The sequence below is a fragment of the Ruegeria sp. BI12 genome, from assembly GCF_056537985.1.
Genome location: NZ_JBQFSL010000001.1, coordinates 1951260 through 1968585 on the forward strand (window position 1 = coordinate 1951260; position 17326 = coordinate 1968585).

The 17326-nt window shown below is 54.1% G+C and carries 14 protein-coding genes and 3 pseudogenes; 12 read left to right on the forward strand and 5 right to left on the reverse strand.

What is annotated here, in order from left to right:
• Positions 1 to 19 precede the first annotated feature (19 nt).
• The 6 genes from ACR0AK_RS09915 to ACR0AK_RS09940 all read left to right on the forward strand — a co-directional run bounded on the left by ACR0AK_RS09915 (position 20) and on the right by ACR0AK_RS09940 (position 6757).
• A complete protein-coding gene (locus tag ACR0AK_RS09915) occupies positions 20 to 1057 on the forward strand; it encodes an ABC transporter substrate-binding protein (RefSeq protein ID WP_170558238.1) in 1038 nt (345 codons plus the stop codon).
• Positions 1058 to 1130: 73 nt separating this feature from the next.
• A complete protein-coding gene (locus ACR0AK_RS09920) occupies positions 1131 to 2615 on the forward strand; it encodes a sugar ABC transporter ATP-binding protein (RefSeq protein ID WP_480793189.1) in 1485 nt (494 codons plus the stop codon).
• Positions 2612 to 3553: an ABC transporter permease gene (locus tag ACR0AK_RS09925; RefSeq protein WP_480793190.1), complete on the forward strand. Its 942-nt coding sequence runs from the start codon at positions 2612 to 2614 to the stop codon at positions 3551 to 3553. Before ACR0AK_RS09920 ends, ACR0AK_RS09925 begins: the two co-directional genes overlap by 4 nt.
• A complete protein-coding gene (locus ACR0AK_RS09930; RefSeq protein ID WP_480793191.1) occupies positions 3550 to 4557 on the forward strand; it encodes an ABC transporter permease in 1008 nt (335 codons plus the stop codon). The genes ACR0AK_RS09925 and ACR0AK_RS09930 overlap by 4 nt, the downstream gene beginning before the upstream one ends.
• Before the next feature lie 11 nt (positions 4558 to 4568).
• On the forward strand, positions 4569 to 5645 hold the full coding sequence (locus ACR0AK_RS09935) for a Gfo/Idh/MocA family protein (RefSeq protein WP_480793192.1): 1077 nt from the start codon (positions 4569 to 4571) through the stop codon (positions 5643 to 5645).
• Positions 5642 to 6757 (forward strand): Gfo/Idh/MocA family protein, encoded by a 1116-nt coding sequence (locus ACR0AK_RS09940; protein ID WP_480793193.1) that lies wholly within the window; start codon positions 5642 to 5644, stop codon positions 6755 to 6757. The genes ACR0AK_RS09935 and ACR0AK_RS09940 overlap by 4 nt, the downstream gene beginning before the upstream one ends.
• 57 nt (positions 6758 to 6814) lie before the next feature.
• On the opposite strand, the pseudogene ACR0AK_RS09945 reads toward ACR0AK_RS09940, so the two are convergent.
• Positions 6815 to 6949: pseudogene (locus tag ACR0AK_RS09945) on the reverse strand (IS6 family transposase); the annotation flags it as partial.
• A 139-nt stretch (positions 6950 to 7088) separates the two neighbouring features.
• On the reverse strand, positions 7089 to 7964 hold the full coding sequence (locus ACR0AK_RS09950; protein WP_480793194.1) for a 1-acyl-sn-glycerol-3-phosphate acyltransferase: 876 nt from the start codon (positions 7962 to 7964) through the stop codon (positions 7089 to 7091).
• A 219-nt stretch (positions 7965 to 8183) separates the two neighbouring features.
• Here ACR0AK_RS09950 and ACR0AK_RS09955 point away from each other — a divergent pair, with 219 nt between their 5' ends.
• A complete protein-coding gene (locus ACR0AK_RS09955) occupies positions 8184 to 8939 on the forward strand; it encodes an MBL fold metallo-hydrolase (protein WP_480793195.1) in 756 nt (251 codons plus the stop codon).
• Between the two features lie 93 nt (positions 8940 to 9032).
• Here the strand turns inward: ACR0AK_RS09955 and ACR0AK_RS09960 are convergent, their stop codons facing one another.
• Positions 9033 to 10706 (reverse strand): acetolactate synthase large subunit, encoded by a 1674-nt coding sequence (locus tag ACR0AK_RS09960; RefSeq protein ID WP_480793196.1) that lies wholly within the window; start codon positions 10704 to 10706, stop codon positions 9033 to 9035.
• Between the two features lie 612 nt (positions 10707 to 11318).
• On the opposite strand from ACR0AK_RS09960, the gene ACR0AK_RS09965 reads away from it, so the two are divergent.
• Positions 11319 to 11639: a hypothetical protein gene (locus ACR0AK_RS09965; RefSeq protein ID WP_480793197.1), complete on the forward strand. Its 321-nt coding sequence runs from the start codon at positions 11319 to 11321 to the stop codon at positions 11637 to 11639.
• Between the two features lie 62 nt (positions 11640 to 11701).
• The gene (locus ACR0AK_RS09970; RefSeq protein ID WP_480793198.1) at positions 11702 to 12091 is read left to right on the forward strand and encodes a response regulator; all 390 of its coding nucleotides are present in this window, start codon (positions 11702 to 11704) and stop codon (positions 12089 to 12091) included.
• Between the two features lie 173 nt (positions 12092 to 12264).
• On the opposite strand, the pseudogene htpX reads toward ACR0AK_RS09970, so the two are convergent.
• A pseudogene (htpX, locus tag ACR0AK_RS09975) lies at positions 12265 to 13169 on the reverse strand (zinc metalloprotease HtpX).
• A 276-nt stretch (positions 13170 to 13445) separates the two neighbouring features.
• Here htpX and ACR0AK_RS09980 point away from each other — a divergent pair.
• Together ACR0AK_RS09980 and ACR0AK_RS09985 are read left to right on the forward strand one after the other, a co-directional pair.
• Positions 13446 to 13865 carry a hypothetical protein gene (locus ACR0AK_RS09980; protein ID WP_480793199.1) on the forward strand — a complete coding sequence of 140 codons (420 nt, stop codon included), beginning with the start codon at positions 13446 to 13448 and terminating at the stop codon, positions 13863 to 13865.
• Between the two features lie 614 nt (positions 13866 to 14479).
• A complete protein-coding gene (locus ACR0AK_RS09985) occupies positions 14480 to 15340 on the forward strand; it encodes a hypothetical protein (RefSeq protein ID WP_480793200.1) in 861 nt (286 codons plus the stop codon).
• Between the two features lie 137 nt (positions 15341 to 15477).
• On the opposite strand, the pseudogene ACR0AK_RS09990 reads toward ACR0AK_RS09985, so the two are convergent.
• Positions 15478 to 16096 (reverse strand): annotated as a pseudogene (locus ACR0AK_RS09990) (IS6 family transposase); the annotation flags it as partial.
• Positions 16097 to 16534: 438 nt separating this feature from the next.
• Between ACR0AK_RS09990 and ACR0AK_RS09995 the strand changes: the two are divergent.
• A complete protein-coding gene (locus ACR0AK_RS09995; protein WP_480793201.1) occupies positions 16535 to 17308 on the forward strand; it encodes a lysophospholipid acyltransferase family protein in 774 nt (257 codons plus the stop codon).
• Positions 17309 to 17326: the final 18 nt, after the last annotated feature.

Here is a 17326-nt window from a genome sequence, read left to right on the forward strand (position 1 = left end):
AAACTGGGAGGAAACTGAAATGAAAAACCTACTTTACGGCGTTGCTGCGATAGCAGTTTCTGCATCTCTTTCAACGGTGGCGATTGCGGACGGCCACAAGCAATACACCATCGGCGTCTCCAACACCGTTCAGGGCAACGGCTGGCGTGAACAGATGATCTGCGCGATGCGTGCACAGGCCTTGGTTGAAGGCGATGTCACAAACCTGATCGTCGCGCACCGAAACACGGATTCAGCCGGGCAATTGGAAGACATCAACAATCTGATCGAAGCGGGTGTTGATGCAATTGTGTTGAACCCATCAAATCCTGACGCTTTGAATTCGGCACTTGAAAAAGCGATGGCGCAGGACATCGTCGTTGTTGCCGTAGATGCGGGCGTTTCGGCTGATGGCGCGTATATTCTTTCAAACAACCAAGAAGAATATGCCTACCTTGGTGCCAAGTGGCTGTTTGAACAGCTCGGTGGCAAAGGTGATGTTGTTTATATGCGCGGCATCGCAGGTGTGTCCGCCGATACAGACCGCGACAACGGATTTAAACGCGCGCTTGCTGAACACCCCGACGTCAACGTAGTGCACGAAGTCTTCACTGGATGGCAGCAGGACCAGGGCAAGCAACAGATCTTTGATTTCCTTGCCACTGGCATCCCGTTTGACGGTGTCTGGACCAGCGGCATCGACAATGTAATTGTCGACGCGTTTACTGAATCCGGCGCGCCTTTGGTACCGATCGTCGGTGCGGACAATGCGGGCTTCGTTCAGTACCTGACCGAAGTTGAAGGGTTGAATGGTGCAGCGGTGACAAACCCTGGTTCCGTCGGTGGTGCAGGCATTGCTTTGGCGGTGGACATACTGAACGGCGAAGCCCCTGAGAGTAAAACAGTGCTTGTCGACCCCGTGCTTTGGGAAAACGCGACAGATGCGGGCCGAGAAACGATCAAGGCAGCACAGAATCCAAATCTGGACCCTGAGTGGCCGGTTTCTGTGACCGTTCCCGGCTGGACCGACTACACAATGGAACAAATCATCGACTGCAAGGGACCCGGCGAAGGCTGATCCTAAATGACTGGCCTTCCGCCCTTAGCTGGGCGGAAGGCAAATCCAATACACTTAGTATTCAAGGGCTTCCATGAACAGCACACCACTTCTCGACGCGTCTGACGTCGCCAAAAGTTTTGGCGCTGTACATGCCTTAACCAACGCCCATCTTACGGTCGCTGAAGGCGAGATCGTCGCCCTGATGGGCGCCAATGGCGCCGGCAAGTCCACGTTTGTTAAAATAATTACAGGCGCTCTAAAACCTGATGCGGGCCAGGTATTAATCCGAGGCAAACAAGCACTTGTCGGAAGCCCTGCCGAGGCGCGCCGCTCCGGCCTGGTGCCGGTTTATCAGGAACCGTCGCTCATTCCTGATCTCGACGTCACCGATAATCTCAGGCTGACCGACACACCAGTCGATCGGTTCCGAGATTGGGTTTCTGAGCTCGGCGTTGAAGACTTGAAGCTGTCAGCGATGATTGGCGACCTGCCTCTCGCCACACTTCGCATCTTTGATTTGGCACGCGCACTGGCGGTTGAACCTGACGTTCTCTTGCTGGACGAAATGACGGCTGCACTGCCTACGGATCTGGTTGAACGTGTTTTGAAGACCGTAAGACTAAAAGCAGATGACGGTATGGGTGTGATCTATGTTTCCCATCGCTTCACTGAAATCTCAGAACTGTGCGACCGAGCCACGGTTTTGCGAGATGGCATGTCCGTTGGGGATCTCGAAATCGAACCCGGCGTAGAAGAACGCGTCGTCGAATTGATGTTGGGACAAAAGATAGACATCGGAAAGCGTGCGGTACTCAAAGCAAATGGACCGCAAACAAAGACACCCCGCCTAAACGTACAGTCGCTGGCGTTTGAGCCCAGTTTCTCGGACGTTTCGTTCGACTTGTACCCCGGTGAAGTATTGGGAGTCGTGGCACTGGAAGGTCAGGGGCAGGACGAGCTTTTCGAGGTTTTGGCAGGCTTTGACCGGCCAACGTCAGGATCCATGAAAGTGGACGGGCAGCCGGTTAGTTTTTCCCATCCCGCCGACGCCATTGCCGCCGGACTAACTTTTGTGCCGGGCGATCGTTCCGATGCCCTGTTGGCGCAACGGTCAGTGAAAGAAAATATCGCTTTGCCATTCTCAGCCCGCATCAAAAACTGGGGGCCGATAAAACTCCGCCACGAGCGTAACCGGGTCGCCTATGCGGTCGAGAAACTGCAGATCGACACACGCGCCCAAGGCGAAGTGCAACGACTTTCCGGCGGCAATCAGCAGAAGGTCACCATTGGCCGCTGGCTGGCGACAGGTGTTAAAACCTTGCTGTTGTTCGACCCAACCCGCGGCATCGATGTGCGCACAAAACGCCAAATATACCCCTTGGTGCGAGAGTTGGCGGATCAGGGCGCGGCGGTTCTATTCTACACATCTGAGTTGGAGGAAATCCCGCTGGCCTGTGACCGTGCAGTAGTGATCTTCAACGGGCGTGTTGTCGACGTGATAGACGCGGCCGACGCCGATGAACAAACACTGATGCGGGCGGCTTATGGTCTGACCGAAACGGAGGGCGCGGCGTGAGTGGGCCTATCCGAAAACACGCATGGGTCACAGGGCTGGTGGTCCTTCTTGTGCTCCTTCTGACCATCACAAAATTGATACAACCCACGTTCGGAGCGTCAGGGCTGGAGAGTATCGCCCGCGCCGCCCTGCCCTTTGCTTTCGCAACTGCCGGTATGGCTGTCGTCGTGATCGTCGGAGGCATCGACTTGTCCGTCGCATCTATGATGGCCGTATGCGCTGTGACTGCTGCCGTATTGATGGAACGTATGGCCGGTGTACCAGCCTTGTTAATCGTTCTGGGCGTTGGGCTTTTGATGGGGCTGATTAATGGCCTTCTGATCGTGGTAACGCGGGTGCCCGACATCGTCGTAACACTCGCCATGCTTTTTGTGTGGGAAGGCGTTGCGCTGTTGATCCTCGAGACACCCGGCGGTGCGACAGCGGACTGGCTGGAGCAGGCAATCCGGGGTCATTTTCTGTTCGACGGGCTGCCAAAGGCGCTTGTCGTTATCGTCTTAGGCATCGCGGTGATCTGGTTGCCGATCCGGCGCTCCAAACTTGGCCTTTCGATCTATGCAACCGGGTCGGACGAGTTGGCCGCCTTCCGTTCGGGCGTTGCGGTCGGAAGAACGAAGATTGCTGCCTACGCGCTTTGCGGTCTGTTTTGTGCCATGGGTGGATTAAGTCTGGCCGCCCTGACCGGAATTGGCGAACCGGTACCGGGCCCATACCTCATGGCCTCTGTCGCCGCGGTGGTTCTTGGCGGCGTCGTGCTAGGTGGTGGTAAAGGCGGGCTGCTTGGACCCATTATCGCCGTTTTCATTCTGCGGATCATTCGAACGATCCTGACATTGCTGGCCGTCGATCCAAATGTGACCACCATTATTGAAGGCACAATTATGGTTCTCGTTGTTATGCTGGGCACGGCGGCTTCACTAAAAGGGGCCCGCCGATGAGTATGGACGCCACAGACCCGCCGATGGCCCGCTTTGGTCGGTATCTGCGTGATAATCCGATCATCCCGTTGTTGGTCTTCCTGTTCTTGATGATCGCTGCACTCGAGGTCTTGCGACCCGGTATCGTCACCCCGGTCCGGGCCGGACGGGATGGGCTGATATCAACCTTTTGGGTCGGCAATCTAATCAAGTTCGCAATTCCGCTGGCCATGCTTGCCGCCTGCCAGGTGCTAACAATGCTAACGGCCGGCATTGACCTGTCCGTAGGGGTGGTTGCCACCGTATCAGCTTTCGTTTGCGCAACGCTGAGTGCGATCTGGGGCGTCACGCCTGCAGTATTGATCGCGCTGTCCGCTGGCCTTGTTGTTGGCGTAGTAAATGGCATCGGAGTGGGATTGGTCCGGGTCCATCCATTGATCATGACCCTTGGAACAGGATTAATCGCCACGGGATGCCTGCAGGTCTATCAACGGTTGGTCATAAATGCAGGAACAGAAATCCCCACTTTTCTTGCCTGGCTCGGAACAGGCCGAACGGCGGGGATGCCGAATGGTCTATTCGTGTTCATTCCCTTCGCACTCTTTATCCTGTGGCTCATGCGCTATACCGGATTTGGCCGATTGCTGTTCGCACTTGGCTCCAACGAACAGGCTGCCAAACTATCCGGGGTTCGAGCTTGGCAGGTCTACCTGGCGCTCTACGTGCTTTCCAGTTTAATCGCTGCGCTGGCTGGTTTGCTCTATCTCGGCATGATCCGTCAAACCTCGCTGAGCCTCGCCAATCCGTTGTTGTTGCCTTCAGTCGCTGCGGCAGTGATAGGCGGCACGTCGATTTTCGGAGGCCGTGGTAGTTTCGCAGGTGCGATTGTGGGAGCATTAATTCTGCGTGTGCTGGATACTATGTTAACTTTGATGCAGATGCCGGAAGGTGCACGTACAGCTCTGTTTGGACTGATCATCCTCGCGGTTACCGCGCTTTACGTCAGGATCACCGGCACACGCTAAGGGGGGTTCCAATGGTAAAATTCCGGATCGTCGGCATCAGTTTCGATCACATGCACATGGGTGATTTATTGCGGATGGTGCACGATCATCCTGACGCTGAAATCGCCGCAGTCTTCGATCCGGATCGGGCTAAAATGCAGGCGGCAGTGACGGCTTTCGACATTCCCGAAGATCGGGTGTTTACGGACTTCGACACATGCATGGCAGCGGGTCCTTACGACATGGCACTTCTGTGTGTAGCGACAGCTCAGCACGCGGAATTTACTGAAAGGTTGGCCCCACACGACCTGCATGTTTTTGTCGAAAAACCCTTTGCTGCATCCGCGGATGATGCGCGCCGCATGATGGCAGCGATGAACGAAACAGGCAAACAGCTGATCATCAACTGGCCTTTGCGATGGGTTGAAAGCCACGTGACGGCCAAACGGTTGATTGATGAGGGGATGATCGGCGATTTGCGTGAAGTTCATTTCTACGACGGAAATCGGGGACCGTTGTACCATCTGGCCGACAAAGTTGAAGTAACCGCCGAGGAGGTTGAGCGTCAGAAACCGAACTCCTGGTGGTATACGCGTGCATCTGGTGGTGGATCATTGTTAGATTATCTTGGCTACGGAGCGACGCTTGGAACTTGGTACATGGATGGAAGAGCGCCGATCGAGGTCACATGTACGGTTGACGAAACACCCGGTATCGAAGTCGACCAGCATGCCATTGCCGTTTGCCGTTATGAAACCGGGCTATCCAAAATGGAAACACGCTGGGGCACCTTCACCGACCCGTGGACCACGCAGCCTCAGCCAACCTGTGGATTTGTCTTTGTGGGCACAGATGGCACCATTTCATCGCCTGATTATGCCAGCCACCTAACAGTTCAGACCCGCGCCCGACCTGAAAGGCACGAGTTTCCAGTGACCCCGCTTCCAGTTGGCGAACGAAATGCGATCGAATATGTGCTTGGCTGCATCTCCAAAGGAGCCCCGGTCACAGGGCCGTTGGATCCCGCCCTTTGTCTGACCGCGCAACGGATCGTCGATACCGCGCGTCGTTCGGCACGCGAAAAACAAACACTCCGGTTGCTGTCATGAGTGGGGACAGTGGCGATACGGACCAGTACGCTTTGAAATCGGCCAAGAAGCGGGACATCCCTGCCCCGGGTTTGCCGTATACGCCGCCGATGCCTCAGCACTACAGGCCCCGGATCGGGGTAATTGGTACGGGCGGAATTTCTGCAAGCCATCTTGATGCCTACCGAACGGCCGGCTGGGACGTCGCCGCAATCTGGAACCGGACGCGGGCGAAGGCCGAGGAAAAGGCCGCTGAGTACTGTCCGTCTGCCCGCATCGAAGATGACTGGCAGGCACTTCTTGCAGATCGTGAGATTGACGTTATCGATATCACCCTCCACCCAGAACATCGCGTGCCAATTATCAAAGCTGCCTTGCAAGCGGGCAAACACGTGCTTAGCCAGAAGCCATTTGTTACCGACCTTGATCAGGGCAATGACCTTGTGAAGCTGGCGGATGATCAGGGTGTGAAACTCGCGGTAAACCAAAATGGTCGCTGGGCCCCGCACCTGTCCTGGATGCGCGAAGCGGTTTCAGCCGGATTGATCGGCGATGTTCTGTCTGCCCACTTCTCAATTCACTGGGATCACGGTTGGACTGCAGGTACTCCGTTTGACGAGGTTGACCACCTGATACTCTACGATTTTGGGGTGCATTGGTTCGACTTTCTTACGTCCCTGGTCGGAGACAGGGCCGAAAGCGTATTTGCAACCGCTACAACTGCGCGCGGCCAGGCAAACAAAGTCCCTTTGATGTCGCAGGCATTGGTACGTTTGGACCAAGGACAAGCAAGTTTGGTTTTTGACGGGGGCGTGCCTTATGGCCCTCGAGACACAACGTACGTGGCGGGCACGACCGGCAGCCTGACAGCAGACGGGCCGGATCTTTCGACACAATCTGTAACGCTTGAGACGGCGCATGGCATCGCGCGCCCAGCGCTCAAAGGACAATGGTTCAACGACGGATTTCGTGGCGCAATGGGCGAGCTTCTTTGTGCAATCGAAGACAATCGAGAGCCTACGGTTTCTGCAAGAAACAACCTAAAGTCATTGGCCATCGTTTTCGCGGCAATTGCATCATCCGAACGCAACAGAGAAGTCGAAGTAGGAAGCGTTAGAACAGCCAGCACCTGATTGGGTGCTATCAGACAAATTCTGAACCAGTCTCAGCTAGGCCAGTAAAGCTGCCCTTTATACTGCACCAAGTTCGCGCCATTCGGCCGGAGCGGCGGTGCGTGTCAGTTTGAATGAGTCTCTGCTAGCCAGCGATCTTTCCTGCCTGAAGTTGTTGTAGACGGAGGACTGGACGGAAGCGAATTTCTGTATTGGTTACGAAACCCGAATGTAGGCTTGTCCTACCAGTTCAGCTTTAGTCTTAGGCTAAAACTAACGCGCGACCTAACTCTCTGTGACACCCACAACCCATGGTGCTGACCGATCTTTTCTTTCGCCATGCTGTAGTGCCCTAGGATTTGTAGAGACCAGGCACCAATCCTTCTGATAACTCTTTCAGCAGGTCCGGTGCTGTTCCCGCAGGTTGAATTGGGCCGTAATACACATCGTAGGTTCCACCTAGTTTAGCAATCAGCTCTGACACGTACCTTAAGGATGCCACCCTGCGTCCGAACTCGTCGTTTCCCCCACCGAGTAGTGCCGCCAATCGTCGAGTTCGGTAGTAGTGCCGCGAATTACGCATGTTCGCCGAGGCCGGGACAATCGGCGCTCCGCTTTCTGCGGAAACACGAGTAACCCCGGTTCGCCATTGCGGCTCGATCAGAAGTCCGTCTTTCAACGTTGGCACACGGCCCGAGCCGAATACCAGCAACGCACCCTCCTGTTCCAAATGTGCCAACATGCCGGCTCGAGTTTGGCGCGCTGTCAGCACCTTGTCCTGTCGGTCCAAGTCCACCGGTACGATCAAATCGCGCCCAAGAAACCGCTCGGCCTCGCGACCGGCGACGACTTTCAAGTCTGAACGGTGGTCAAGCAGAGCTCCCGCATGTGCCAAAAAATCGAAAGTGCCGATTGGATGTGTTGATCCAATGATGACGGGGCCGCTGGCTGGAATGTTTTCAAGACCGTGGGCTTTGACAATAGTTCCCCCATTCATCGCAAGCACTGCTCGTACCAAGTCGTGCCCAGTACGTTCATCCAGTTCCAACAGAATTCGTTCTGTTTCGTTCAATGCAAAAAACGCTTGGCCGGTCGTGGTGCGACTGATCCAGTCAACGCCCTTCATTAACTGGCACAGCGCCCTCAGCCTCAGGTCAGCGCCAACCGGAATGCGCAGTCGAGCGCGTAGTAGTTCATCCAGCGGATCGTGTTTCTTGTTGTTGGTCAATACCGTTGCCCCGTCGTTACCACAAAGCTAGCACGCATAACCAACAACGGCACACGGCCAAGCGAACACTTTTGAATCTTTCTGTGGTACTAACTGTGGGTCGGCTAGATTGACTACCCAGGGAGGCACCCCGCCATCCATTTGGTATCGTAATTGCGTATGCGCAATGACTTTCGAAGCGTGCGCCAAGTTCTTGCCGGACAACGGAGGAGAGACCGAGTGCAAGCTGAAGGTTTTATCAAAGGTCGACCGGTGAGCCTTGCCGTGTTGGATTATGGTTTGTTCCAAGTTCACTCCAACGGTCGCATAATCGGCATTTCGGGCTTTGCTATACAAACGGATGAAAATGAAACGATCCTTGTCGACACTGGCCTCCCGGAAAAATACGCTAAGAATGCCCAATCTGCTTCCGAAGAAGATCGATTGGATGAGTTTGGCGAGGTGCTTGAGTGCACACCAGACAACCTACCTGCAGCACAGTTGGCAAAGCTGGGGTTAACCTCCGAAGATGTCACACTTCATGTTTGCACGCATACCCACATCGACCACGTGGGCGGGTTGCATGCATTTCCAGAAGCGCCGATCCTGATCTCTGCCAATGAACGCAAACTCGCCAAGCCGCTGTACTGGGGCAACACGCAACCATTAGACTGGCCAGAGTGCGATTATATACTGGTTGAAAGCGATGTGCGCGTTGGTCCAAGGCTAACGGTGTTGGAAGCGCCCGGTCATTCGCCGGGGCAAATCGCACTGTTGGTTGAACTGCCGTCACGAGCAGTGATGTTGACCAGCGACGCGATTTCAAGAGCAGAAGAAATTGACGAAAAGTTCGTGGGGGCATGGAACGAGGCCGCAGCAAATGCCAGCGCAGAACGGTTGATGAAACTGGCCGCAGAAAAAGACGCGTTCGTGATTTACGGTCATTGCCCGAAACAATGGCCCGACCTACGAAAAGCTCCAGAGACATATAGCTGAGCTTCACTAACCGACGATGTAAAGAAACGAGCGGTCACATACCGCCCGGCCAACCTCCAGCCAAGTTGCTCTAACCAACCTTCAAATAACGGATCAGATTAGGCAGACTTTTTCCGCTAGTTCATCAATCAGTACGCGTTGGTTTTCGCTGTAATCAACAGGAACATCGATCAGATGGACGCCACCCGCTGCAAACGCTTGCTCAAAGGTGGGGACCAGATCCTCAGTTCGCTCTACCCGGTGGCCGGTCGCACCATAGCTTCTGGCATATTGCACAAAATCAGGGTTCTTGAACTCAAGTCCCCAATCTTCAAACCCGGCATGAGACTGCTTCCAGCGGATCATCCCGTACGAGCTGTCGTTCAGCACGGTCACAACCAGATTGAGGCCCAAGCGAACGGCCGTTTCAACTTCCTGACTGTTCATCATAAAGCCACCATCGCCACAAATCGCCATGACGCGCCTATCAGGATAGAGTTTGGCCGCCATCATGGCTGAGGGAAGGCCGGCTCCCATCGTGGCCAGTGCGTTATCCAGCAAGACTGTATTGGGCTGGTAGGCCTGATAATTTCGCGCGTACCATATTTTATAGATGCCATTGTCCAACGCGATGATATCGCAGTCACGCATAACTTTGCGTGTATCGGCCACAAACCGCTGCGGGATCACTGGGAAGCGCGGATCATCTGCTCCTGCCGAGATGTGCACGTCGGTTTCCTGCTTGACCCTCTCGAAATAACTGCGGTCAAAATCCAGTGGGCCACCAAGCTTATCGCCCAACCGTTCGATGGATTGCGCCAGATCGCCGACAACCTCGACTTGCGGGAAATAGACTTGGTCAACTTGCGCCGCCTTGTAGTTCACATGGATCACTTTGGTTCCACCTTCCTTCATGAAGAAAGGAGGTTTCTCCACCACGTCATGACCCACGTTGATGATCAGATCGGCCCTTTCGATGGCGCAGTGCAAGTAGTCCCCGTCGGACAATGCTGCGGTCCCTAAAAATAGATCGGACCGCTCGTCTACTACGCCTTTGCCCATCTGCGTGTCAAAGAACGGAATCTGCGTGTCGTTCACAAACTCGCTGAGTGCGCTGCGAGCATGCTTTCGGTTGGCTCCCGCCCCCAACAAAAGCAAAGGCATTTTAGCCGAGCGGATCATCTCGGCCGCCTCATTCAGAACCGTGTCACCAGCCACGGCGTAGTAGCGCGGATGGGGTTGCAGGACCGGCTCGGTGGTATCTTCGGCCGCTATATCCTCGGGAAGTTCCAACAGAACGGCGCCGGGACGCTCCTCTTGCGCGACGCGAAACGCTTCGCGGATCAACGAGGGGATGGTGTTGCCGTGCACAATCTGCTTGGACATTTTGCAAATCGGGTCGAACAAACCCACCACATCAATGATCTGAAACTGGCCCTGCTTCGATTTTTTGATCGGCTTTTGGCCCGTGATCATAACCAGTGGCATCCCACCCAAATGCGCGTAGGCGGCGGGTGTGGCAAAATTTGTGGCGCCGGGACCCAATGTTGCCATGCAGACCCCGGCTTTTCCTGTCAAACGCCCATATGTCGCTGCCATGAACGCTGCGCCCTGTTCGTGACGTGTCAGAACAAGCTCAATCTTGGACGTTCTCAAAGACTCCAGCACATCCAGATTTTCCTCACCTGGGACGGCGAAAACATACTCAACGCCCTCCGCCTCGAGCGCTGCGACCAGCAAATCCGAGGCTTTGGTGAGGGAAGAAACGGTTTGGTCAAAAGCAGACATGTGCTCTCCTGATATCACGGTGGATCCGTCGGTCTAACCTGACACGCAGGCGGAAATCTAACCATTCCGATTTAGGAACGGGCCGCTCAGTTTTCAGTAGCTTGCAACTATCGGGTTTCGAAATCAGCGCATCCATCGATACCCTTCGGCCAAATTCCAGTACAACACGCGCGCGACACAGGTTCAACAAGTGCCATGGCCAACTGTGTTGCAGCGCAATTAGGCCAACCGTGTCCGTCGCGCGTTTAGCCAAGCGCTTCAGACAAGCCTCCTGACTCAACTTGCCCAACTTCCACAAGAATTTGACTAGGTACCAAAAAAAACGCTGGCTCTCCAAATTCAGGGGCATAAGCGGCCAATTGAGCCGCCATACCTTCAACAAAACTCGGGGCCATGATGCGATCTCGTCCAAACAGACTGTCAGCGCAGTTCGGTCAGGTTTCTCCGGCTTGAATTATTCCGATCCATCAAAAAGAACGCGGGAACTTTCTGTTTTCGCGCGCTCTACCTGAAACATTCACCGGGTTTCTTGCCGCAGGGCTCGTCACTTTCATCCTGTTGCCTCTCATCTCAGCTTTGGCACGCTCTGTCTCGGGTGACCTCGCTTTTCCAGTGGACTTAGTTTTCGCTCTGGGCATTTTTGCGGCCATAGCTGCCTTCGTGCTCAGAGGACAGACGCCACGAGCCTTACTCGGTCGCGGTTTGATTTGCCTTGGAACAGCACTCATCGTTACGCCTGTAGGCCTGTCTGTTCTGTTCGCGTTTTACCTGTATGACTGGTTGGAAATCGTGACAGGTACGGCTGTTCAACGGCCCGGAAACATCGCCGTATCCTTGTTTGGTGGTGTCTTTTTTGCCAATGCTCTCGTATTGGGATCGGCCCTTGGAAGTGTGACCCTGCTAGTTGGGCGCACGCTCATAAAAGCGCGCTGAAAACCCCTTCCCCCACCTTATCAACTTCAATCAGCGGCCCGACAGCATTTGGGGCGGTCGCTATGAAACTGCGCACCCAAAACCTCCCTCACAGCAAAAATCAGGAGTCCGGAACGATGGATCCAATTCGTATGTTAATCGTCGCGCCGGACGAAGCTCGCTCGACTGTCCAGGAACTGGCGACCCACCTAGAAGGTGTTGAGATTGTTGGCGTCGCCTACAATTTGAGAACAGCAAAGCAAATCCTTGATCGCACGCAACCGGAATTGCTTCTGGTCGACGTGATGCTTCAGGGCCTGCGCAGCGTGGACGTTACTTCATACGCGTCAACAACTCTGCCAGACCTCGGTATATTCGCGCTCATCAGAGCCCGTGTGGACACCCAAACGGTGCCAGAGGTGGATCGCTTTCCCACTTATGGTCAATCCTCCCAGCCGGACAGCAATGCCTGAACGTTCCTTCAGATCAAAAAACGCCGGGTGTCATCAAAGGGAAATCTCGCGGCCGGTTTTGATTTACGTCAAAGGAGAGCGTTTGTTTGTGGCGAAGGCTAGGAAAAGTCCTGTCCGCTTCAAGATGACTTCTTCTGACAAGGCTCACCAGAAACAGTTCCTGCATGCGACCTTCACCCCCAAGGGCCAGTCCTGGATGATGGTTTAGTGCTTCGGGTATTGCTGCTTTCATCGGCTGCGTTCGACTGCTGGGCTAGCATTCGCAACGCAGCTATCCGATTTGCCGTCGACGGGTGAGTTGAAAATAGCTTGTCACGTGAGTGCGCATGAAGTGGATTGATGATGAACATATGTGCGGTCGCCGGGTTGCGCTCTGCAGCGTCGTTGTCGATGTTTGCCGCTCCTTGCTGAATACGTTCGAGGGCAGACGCCAATGCCAGAGGTTGACCGCAAATCTCGGCGCCGACGCGATCGGCAGCGTATTCTCTGGTCCGACTAATAGCCATTTGGACCAAACCCGCAGCCAATGGGGCCAAGATCATCAGCGCGATGGTCCCCACTAGGCCAACAGCACTATCCCGTCTTCCGCCAAAGAACAGCGCGAAGTTGGCTAGCATCGTAATTGCACCCGCGAACGTGGCAGTTACGGTCATAATCGCAGTGTCATGGTTCTTGATATGAGCAAGTTCGTGCGCGACAACGCCCGCCAGTTCACCCCTTGTGAGGGTCTGTAGCAATCCCGTAGTGACGGCAACGGCAGCGTTGTTAGGATTTCGCCCAGTAGCAAACGCATTAGGCTGGGGTGTTTCTATCAAATAAACTGCGGGCTTTGGCATGCCTGCGTTTTTTGCAAGATCCCCGACCATTTGAGACAACCCCGTATGGGTACCAGATGAAACTGGCCTTGCGTTGTGCATGCGAAGGACCATTTTGTCTGAGTTCCACCAGGTAAACAGGTTCATGGCTGCTGCCAGCACCAATGCGAACAGCATGCCCCCGCTCCTGCCAGAAGATAACCCAACCCCATGAACAAGGCCGTCAATGCGGCCATCAATAATGCAGTCTTCGTATAACCCATTCGATGCAGACCTCTACGCGGCTCATACATGATGTGTGATCAATACGGTCATGTTGCAACGATTGTCGCCCCAATCTGCGGCATTGTGGACTTTCACGCTGAGCAGATGACGATTTTCCCTCGAACTGAAATAGAAAAAAATATCTTAAATTCAATTATGTAAATCCGAACTTCCACTGAAGAGCCTATTGCAATGTGTGAACAATCTTACTTTCAAGAAGTTGGGTTTCTGACAGTATGGACTTGTGTGTTTCAACAAGTGTTGTTGGTTAGAAGATGTATTTTACCAAGTTCGAAGAACCTTTTTGCTCAGTCGATGACATCCGCAAAGATGAGTTTGCCCGGAAATATCCGTTGCTGGACAATAGATCTGTTCATGCGCAGTGGAAGAAAGGTTCCTGGCAAATCACGCGAATAGGTGAGATCTGGAAGAGGACTGGAAAAGTTTTCTCTGTTCCATATGCAGGCGTCGACGCGTACCCATCTTTTCAATTCGCAGAAGACGGTACTCCGTTTCCTTTGATGGAAACTGTGTTAAAGGCGCTGCCGGCCGATATGACGCCCTGGCAACGAGCTTTTTGGATGACCTCTCCTAAGGCGGAACTTGGCGGAGGTAATCCCGCGAACTCCATTCAAACTGACGATAACCGTGTGGTCGACGTGGCAAGTAAATTCGGTGAAGATTTCCTCAACTAAATGAGTTCCCATCAAGGAAATTCGACTACAGATGGGATTTTCTGCCGATCGACTGCCGTCCCTGACAACAGAGCCAAAATGCTTTTCGAGCAAGACTTGAGATTGGCTGGCCAACCCAAGTCGGCGCCATGTTGGGCTTGAGCAAAATGACCTCGTCTCCGCGTTGAATTTGAAGTGAGTGCACCTGCGGAAGATTGCTGACCGCATCATTCACAGCCGCCGTTTATCCTCGCGCAATATGCGGAGCAGCCATTGCGATTACCAACAGAGACTTTCGACGAATAATCCTTGCATTCACTTGGAAGTCGATCTCCGAGTGTCCAAACACCTATCCAACGTCGCAGCACTTTTGTTCGAGATGAACGACAAGCCCCTCAAAATTCAAAATGGGATTTGAGGCAACAGGAAGCTTCGTTTGTACACCTGGCAGGCACCCGATTGGATAGGAATTGTGGTAGACTGGCCCCGAGGACATTCTAGCAGGAGATCCCCCGGTGCTACCGAATTCACTCCGTCTCACACTCTCCGTCATGACAATCGCAATCGCGGCAGGCGCCCTGCCCGACCGGGTTGAAGCGATATCACAAGATGTCCCGGCGTGGTTACAAAAGCACGTGGGTACGGGTGACGGGCAAATCGCCCCGATCGTTTTGAAAAGGGCGCGAGCGCTTTATAAAGAGAAAGTACGTCGAGGCGAAGTAAGGAACCCCTGCTATCTTGCCAAAGATGCAACCCGCCCAAGTACCACAAGAAACGGCAATCCCGGCAAGCGGTTTTATGTCATCTGCGAGTCGCAAAAGTCCTTCCGAGCAGTTTCGTCCGGTTACGGCAATGGCCGAAAACTCAGGCGTGCCAATTTTTCGAACGGGCGCCAATGCGCGAAGAACTTCAGCAATGCAGAAGGATCGAAACTAACCGCCGGCGGTGCCTATGTGACGGCTGAAACCCGCACGTCATTCAAAGGTTATTACAGTCAATCCGGCAAAACGCAGCCGTTCTACCGCACGTTCCTTTTGTTTGATGGCCAAGGAGAAACGAGCAATGCTCGGGAGCGCGCCATCGGCGGCCATCCCGCCGTTTTCCTAAAATGGCAATGCAGGTTTAAAAACCCACAAAGCACGCACGCAGACAAAGACGGTTATGTCCCCTACGGACGGCTTGTGAACTACACGGGTGGTCGCAGCAATGGTTGCACAACCTGGTCACAATCCGCGTCCAAAGAAATCCTGGCGCTTGTAGAAGGCAACCCGACCACCCTCTATATCTACCCAGAATCCAAAGACATCAACGCTGTAGCCAAGGCTGTAAAAAAAGGAAAATCACTAACGAGAGCAGGAGTTTACTGGAACGCAGCTTGCCTACAAGCAATCGGCGCACCAAAGTTTTGGCCAAAAAGCAGCCTCCAACCGATCATAAACAGTTGGAGAGCATCCTTGCCCAAACAACCGCCACTGGAATTGCCGATCTGCAAGTAGACTAAACTTCGCAGGCCAACCTAAGCCCGATACATTCCCGCGTTTTTTTTGCTTCGGACTTAACGAAAACGTATGCGTGTATTTGTCAAACGTCCTCTTGGGGACAGGTAACCCATCTTGACTCTGCAGTAATTGTATCAGCCGTGAACTTGGTCAGCCGCACCGAGTTTGCTCCACTCGGCCAAGGGGCGGGCGGTGCATGTCTGCATAAATTTATCTCCGCTTGATAACGATCTTTCCTGATTGAAGTGATTGTAGACAGAGGAATGAACGGAAACGAATTTCTGTAAACTTCGCATACGCCTGAAACACTGCATCGCGCGTTCGCGTCGTCGAAACGGCAGGTGCGAATTATCAACGTGGTTGTTGAGCCATCTTCCCGTCTATTATTATTCGAACACGTCCAATTCTCTGAGCGCGGCTCTGTATGAGGCGAAGCGATCCGTGACGACGGTTTTCGCCTTACCGTGACGCTTCATCAATTTTTAAGAATTTAAGTGCTGCAGTTCTGTTCTGACTATTGGTGACAACGGCTTCCAGTACCCCGCCTTCGTGATCAACGGCCCGCCAAAGATAATGACGCTTGCCGTTCATCTTCACGAAACCCTCGTCCAGGTGTCACTTCCATTTAGAGAATACGCGCTGTTGGTGAACACGCTTCCGTCTGATCTCAGCAGCAAACATCGGGCCAAACCTGTTCCACCAATATCGGACAGTTTCGTGGCTCACTTCGATGCCTCGCTTGCTCCAAATGTCGCTGCAAGGATGTGGTCGATCCTTGTGAAGCAGGCGTCTCGCGCATCTAGCAAGCAGATCGTCAGCGTCAGCCCAAATCGATCATCCAGCAATAGTAACCTCGCATTTTGTCAGCATATCCGAAAATCTTTGCTAGCAATCAATTAACGCTAGCACAAAACTGAAACTCTAAACGTTGCATGGAATGCGCGACTGCTTCGAGGACGGACCTGATGGCCAAACGGATGTCCCGTTTAGGCAACTTCAACTTTGGGCTCAAACTAGCTAATGATGCCATCGCCAATGTCAGTCTTTCTGTTGATGTGTCTCGGCCATTGCCGCATAGAGGCAGGGTGCAGGGAGCTTGTCGGGCCGTGCGCCCAGAGGGCAGGCAGCAAATGCCAAAACGAAGAAACCTCGTGAACCTCTCCCGGCATTCACCACGATCGACGGGAACCTATGTCACTCCAGCCTCCAAAGGAAACAGTCACGCTTGCGGCTAGAGACCCGGCTCACCTGCAGGTCATAAAGCGCGCCGCGTTGTTCCTATTGGGTCCTGTCTATTTCCTGTACATCGCCTTTGTACCCCTGGTTTGCGGTAAACGGCGAGGTTTTCGCGGCTGGTACTGGCCGCTCGTCAAACGTGCCTGTTCGCGGCTTCTGTGGCTACTGAGCATCCGAACAGAGATGACACAAGCCGACAGGGCCGCGCTGGCCGCAGACACCAACAGCATCATCGTAATCAACCACCGCAGCCACCTGGATGGTTTCGCTTTGATGGACGTGGTGCCCGACGCCAAGTGGATCACCTTCGCCGCCAAAAAAGAACTGTGCGACGCGGTTCTCCTACGCCACGGGTTCAAGGGCGCGGGGCTGGTTGAGATTGACCGGAAAAGTGGCCCGGTGGCGCTCGAAACACTCACCGTTGCCGTCCGCGCCATGCCGGCACGCCGCTCTGTTGTGCTTTTCCCAGAAGCTACGCGCACTAGCTCCAAAAGCCTCGGCGAGTTCAAGGCAGGAGCTGTAATAGTCGCGCGCACCACCGGCCGTACAATACGGCCCATTATTATTCACGCATCCGACGCTCTTTTGCCACGCGACAAACACTTGCCCAAAAGCGGGACGATCCGGATCGAGGTCTTGCCGTCATTCAAGTGCGATCATTCCGCTTCTGTGGACGAAGATGTGGCTCGCCTGAGAAGCGCCATGATGGCCGTTTTCGATGCCGGGTAAACGTCCGGACGCGAACTG